The sequence below is a fragment of the Nocardioides sp. genome (genome assembly GCF_025965415.1).
Taxonomy (GTDB): Bacteria; Actinomycetota; Actinomycetes; order Propionibacteriales; family Nocardioidaceae; genus Nocardioides.
Genome location: NZ_JAOPWY010000150.1, coordinates 1 through 5,241 on the forward strand (window position 1 = coordinate 1; position 5,241 = coordinate 5,241).

Annotated in this window: 4 protein-coding genes; all 4 read left to right on the forward strand. The window is 72.9% G+C overall.

Annotation, left to right across the window (positions count from 1 at the left end; all coding sequences use genetic code 11):
* Positions 1 to 2,738, forward strand: a 2,738-nt coding sequence (gene carB / locus JWN97_RS15515; protein ID WP_297624464.1) for a carbamoyl-phosphate synthase large subunit, incomplete at its 5' end; no start/stop codon positions are given.
* A complete protein-coding gene (locus JWN97_RS15520) occupies positions 2,735 to 3,766 on the forward strand; it encodes a quinone-dependent dihydroorotate dehydrogenase (protein ID WP_297624468.1) in 1,032 nt (343 codons plus the stop codon). The genes carB and JWN97_RS15520, both read left to right, overlap by 4 nt.
* 5 nt (positions 3,767 to 3,771) lie before the next feature.
* Positions 3,772 to 4,593, forward strand: a complete 822-nt coding sequence (locus tag JWN97_RS15525) for a hypothetical protein (protein ID WP_297624471.1) — start codon at positions 3,772 to 3,774, stop codon at positions 4,591 to 4,593.
* Positions 4,590 to 5,241, forward strand: a 652-nt coding sequence (locus JWN97_RS15530) for a hypothetical protein (RefSeq protein WP_297624473.1), incomplete at its 3' end; no start/stop codon positions are given. The genes JWN97_RS15525 and JWN97_RS15530, both read left to right, overlap by 4 nt.

Here is a 5,241-nt window from a genome sequence, read left to right on the forward strand (position 1 = left end):
GCCAGGACCTCCTCGACCAGTCCGTCCTCGGCAGGGGCCAGTTCGAGATCGAGGTCATGCGCGACCACCACGACAACGTCGTGATCGACTGCTCCATCGAGAACATCGACCCGATGGGCGTCCACACCGGCGACAGCGTCACCGTCGCCCCGCAGCAGACGCTGACCGATCGCCTCTACCAGCAGCTGCGCGATCAGGCGATGGCGTGCATCCGCGCCGTCGGCGTCGAGACCGGCGGCTCCAACGTCCAGTTCGCGGTGAACGCCGAGACCGAAGAGATCCTCATCATCGAGATGAACCCGCGCGTCTCGCGGTCCTCCGCGCTGGCCTCGAAGGCCACCGGCTTCCCGATCGCCAAGATCGCCGCCAAGGTCGCGATCGGTTACACGCTCGACGAGATCCCCAACGACATCACCCTGCGGGCCGACGGCTCCAGCACCCCGGCCGCGTTCGAGCCGACCCTCGACTACGTCGTGGTCAAGGTGCCGCGGTTCGCCTTCGAGAAGTTCCCCGAGGCCGACCCGACGCTGACGACCCACATGAAGTCGGTCGGCGAGGCGATGGCCATCGGCCGCAATTTCACCGAGGCCCTGCAGAAGGCGCTGCGCTCCCTGGAGAGCAAGCACGCGCCCTTCGACTGGCACAAGGAGTGGGTCGAGCTCGACAAGTCGGCCCTCCTCGAGGAGATCGCGGTCCCGACCGACGGCCGGCTCAAGAAGGTCATGGACGCGATCCGCGCCGGCGCGACCCCGGAGGAGATCTTCGAGGCCACGAAGATCGACCCGTGGTTCCTCGACCAGCTCGCGCTGATCAACGAGGTCGCCGTCCAGCTCATCGAGGCCACCGAGCTCACCCCCGACCTGCTGCGCCTGGCCAAGCGGCACGGCTTCTCCGACGAGCAGATCGGCAAGATCCGGGGCCTGAGCTCCGACGTGGTGCGCGGCGTGCGGCACGCCCTCGGCATCCGGCCGGTCTTCAAGACCGTGGACACCTGCGCCGCCGAGTTCGCCGCCCGCACGCCCTACCACTACTCGTCCTACGACGAGGAGAGCGAGGTGGAGCCGCGCGCCGCGGGCAAGGAGGCGGTGATCATCCTCGGCTCCGGGCCGAACCGGATCGGCCAGGGCATCGAGTTCGACTACAGCTGCGTGCACGCGTCCATGGCGCTCGCCGAGGCGGGCTACGAGACGATCATGGTCAACTGCAACCCGGAGACGGTCAGCACCGACTACGACACCTCCGACCGGCTCTACTTCGAGCCGCTGACGCTCGAGGACGTCCTCGAGATCGTGCACGCCGAGCAGCTGGCCGGCCCGATCGCCGGTGTGGTGTGCCAGCTCGGCGGTCAGACGCCGCTCGGGCTCGCGCAGGGACTCGCGGACGCCGGCGTCACGATCGTCGGCACGTCGCCGGAGTCGATCCACCTGGCCGAGGAGCGTGGCGCCTTCGGTCGCGTGCTCGCCCACGCCGGCCTGCCGGCCCCCAAGCACGGCACCGCGACGTCGTACCCCCAGGCGCAGCGCATCGCCCACGAGATCGGCTACCCGGTCCTCGTGCGCCCGTCCTACGTCCTGGGCGGACGCGGCATGGAGATCGTCTACGACGACGCCGCTCTCGAGGCCTACCTCGAGAAGTACGTCGCCAACGGGCTGATCAACGAGCGCCAGCCCGTGCTGGTCGACCGGTTCCTCGACGACGCGGTCGAGATCGACGTCGACGCGATCTTCGACGGCGACGAGCTCTTCATGGGTGGCGTGATGGAGCACATCGAGGAGGCCGGCATCCACTCCGGCGACTCCTCCTGCGCGCTGCCGCCGATCACCCTGGGCCGCGAGGAGATCGACCGGATCCGCCGCTCCACCGAGGCCATCGCCCGCGGCCTCGACGTGCGCGGCCTGCTCAACATCCAGTTCGCGCTGGCCTCCGACGTGCTCTACGTCCTCGAGGCCAACCCCCGCGCGTCGCGGACGGTGCCGTTCGTCTCCAAGGCGACCGCCACCCCGCTGGCCAAGGCGGCGGCGCGCGTGATGCTCGGCGAGTCGATCGCCCAGCTGCGCACGGCGGGCGTCCTGCCGGCCACGGGCGACGGTGGCCACCTGCCCGACGGCTCGCCGATCGCGGTCAAGGAGGCGGTCATGCCCTTCGACCGCTTCAAGACCGCCGACGGGCGCACCGTCGACGCGCTGCTCGGCCCCGAGATGCGCTCGACCGGCGAGGTGATGGGCTTCGACGCCTTCTTCGGCACCGCCTTCGCCAAGGCGCAGGCCGCGGCCTACGGCTCGCTGCCCCTGTCGGGGAAGGTCTTCGTCTCGGTCGCCAACCGCGACAAGCGGCACATGATCTTCCCGGTCAAGCAGATCGCCGACATGGGCTTCGAGATCCTCGCGACCGCCGGCACCGCCGAGGTGCTGCGGCGCAACGGCGTGCAGGCCACGGTCGTGCGCAAGCACTCCGAGGGCGAGGGCCCCGACGGCGAGCCGACGATCGTGGGCCGCATCTGGGCGCGCGAGGTCGACCTGGTCATCAACACTCCCCACGGAGCGACCAGCGGCGGGTCCCCGCGGATGGACGGCTACGACATCCGCACCGCGGCGGTGTCGACCGACATCCCGTGCATCACGACCATCCAGGGCCTGGGCGCGGCGGTGCAGGGCCTCGAGGCGATGCGCCGCGGCGACATCGGCGTGCGCTCGCTGCAGGACTGGGCGGCGCTGCTGCGTCCGCAGGAGCCTGCGTGAGGCCCTACGACGTCCTCTTCGAGCAGGGTCTGGCCCGGTTCGACCCCGAACGCATCCACCACGCGGCGTTCCGGGCGATCCGTGGGGCGGCTCCGCTCACCGGGAGGGTGCTGCGGGTGCCGTCGGCGCCGGTCCGGGCGCTGGGCCTCACGTTCCCGCACCCCCTCGGCCTGGCCGCGGGCTTCGACAAGAACGCCGTCGGCATCGACGGGCTCGCGGCCCTCGGCTTCGGCCACGTCGAGATCGGCACCGTGACCGGTGAGGCCCAGCCGGGCAACCCGCAACCGCGGCTGTTCCGGCTCACCGCCGACCGCGCGATCGTCAACCGGATGGGCTTCAACAACGACGGCGCCGAGGTCGTGGCGAGGAGACTCGCCGCCTGGCGGTCGGCGGGTGGCGACACCCTGCTCGGTGTGAACATCGGCAAGACCAAGGTGGTGCCCGAGGAGGAGGCGGCCCGCGACTACGAGAAGTCGGCCGGGCTGCTCGCCCCCTACGCCGACTACCTCGTCGTCAACGTCTCCTCGCCCAACACGCCCGGACTGCGCGACCTGCAGTCCGTGGAGAAGCTCGAGCCCCTGCTCACCGCCGTACGGCGTCGCGCCGACGAGGTGCGGCCCGACCACCGGGTGCCGCTGCTGGTGAAGATCGCGCCCGACCTCAGCGACGACGACGTGCTCGCGGTCGCGGACCTGGCCCTCTCGATCGGCCTCGACGGCATCATCGCCACCAACACCACGACGAGCCGCGAGGGACTGCGGACCCCAGGCGCCCGGGTCGAGGAGATCGGTGCCGGCGGGCTCAGCGGGCGCCCGCTCACCGAGCGCTCGGAAGCCGTGCTGGGCGCCCTGCGCCGGCGCGTCGGGCCCGACCTGACGCTGATCGGGGTCGGCGGCATCACCTCCGTCGACGACGCCCGCCGCCGCCTCGCGGCCGGGGCCGACCTGCTCCAGGGCTACACCGCCTTCGTCTACGAGGGTCCGCTGTGGCCGCGCCGGATCGTCCAGGGGCTGGCGGCACATGCCTGAGGCCGATGACTGAGCCGTCCGACCGGGTCCGGGGCCCGGTGCACGTCGACGGCGAGGTCGTCGCGACCAAGCGCATCGGCGGCTACCGGCACCTGACCCTGACCGCGCCGGGCGTCCCCGAGCGCTTCCGGGCCGGCACCTTCGTCGCCGTGAGCGTGGACGGACACGTCGCGCGGCGGGCGCTGTGGGTCCACCGGGTCCGGGCCTCGAGCGCGTTCGGACCCACCCTCGACGTCGTCGTCGAGCCACGGGGGAGCGGCACCTCGTGGCTCGCGGCGCAGCCGGTCGGCGCCCGGGTCACGATCACGGGTCCGCTGGGTCGACCCTTCGCCCTGCCCAAGGAGGCGGTGTCCTGCCTGCTCGTGGGCGAGGGCTACGCCGCGGCGCCGCTCTTCCCCCTCGCCGAGCGGCTGCGAGAGCGCGGTTGCGCGGTGTCGCTCGTGGTGTCCGCCCCCGACGAGGCCCACCTGCTGTCGGCCCTCGAGGCGCGACGCTCGGCCCGGTCGGTCACGGTCCTCACCGCCGACGGCTCCGTCGGGCAGCGCGGCACCGTGGCCGACCACGTCGCCGACCTGGTCCGGCGCAGCGAGGCCGACGTCGTCTACGCCGCCGGGCCCACGCAGGTGCTCCGCGCGACAGCAGCGGCGGCCGAGCGCGCCGGCGCCTGGAGCCAGGTCGCCGTCGAGGTCGCCACTCCCTGCGGCACGGGGCTGTGCCACGGCTGCCCGCTGCCGGTCGTCGGGGAGGACGGCGTGGACCGCGTCGTCCGCGCCTGCACCGAGGGCCCGGTCGTGCGCGGCGACCGCGTGCGGTGGGACGACCTGTGAGCGCCCTCCTGGACCGGTTCCCCGGGCCGGTCATGGTCGCCGCGGGGTGCGGGGGCACCGGCCGCGAGCTCGAGGCGTACGCCGGCCCCGCGGGGCTCGTCGGCCTCGACCTCGTGACCCGCTCGATCACCCTCGACGCCCGTTCCGGGGGGCCGGGGCCACGCGTGGTCGAGGTCCCCGGTGGGCTCGTCAACGCCGTCGGCCTCCCCAACCCCGGACTCGAGCACTTCCTGGCCACCGAGCTGCCCTGGCTCGTCCGCGCCGGGGTGCGCGTCATCGTCTCGATCGCCGGCTCCACGATGGGGGAGTACGCCGACCTGGCCCGCCGCCTGAGCCGGGCGCCCGGTGTCGCCGGCCTCGAGGTCAACGTCGGAGCACCAGACGAGGTGGGCTCCGGGCTGTTCGAGGTCCGTGAGCCCTACCACTCGGCCAGCGTCATCGCCGCCGTACGCCGCGAGTTCCCCGCCGACCGGCCGGTGCTGGCCAAGCTCCGCCCCGACGTGTCGCGCGTCGTGGAGGGCGCCCGCTCCTGCCACGAGGCCGGGGCGACAGCGGTCGTGGTCGGCAACGCCGTGCCGGCGGCGTTCCCCGACGGACGGGCCGGCGGCCTCAGCGGCCCGGCGATCGCGCCGATCGCGCTGCGGTGCG

Excerpts from the sequence above, each read along its gene's own strand:
- JWN97_RS15525 (WP_297624471.1), top strand. The coding sequence starts at position 3,772 with ATGACTGAGCCGTCCGACCGGGTCCGGGGCCCGGTGCACGTCGACGGC.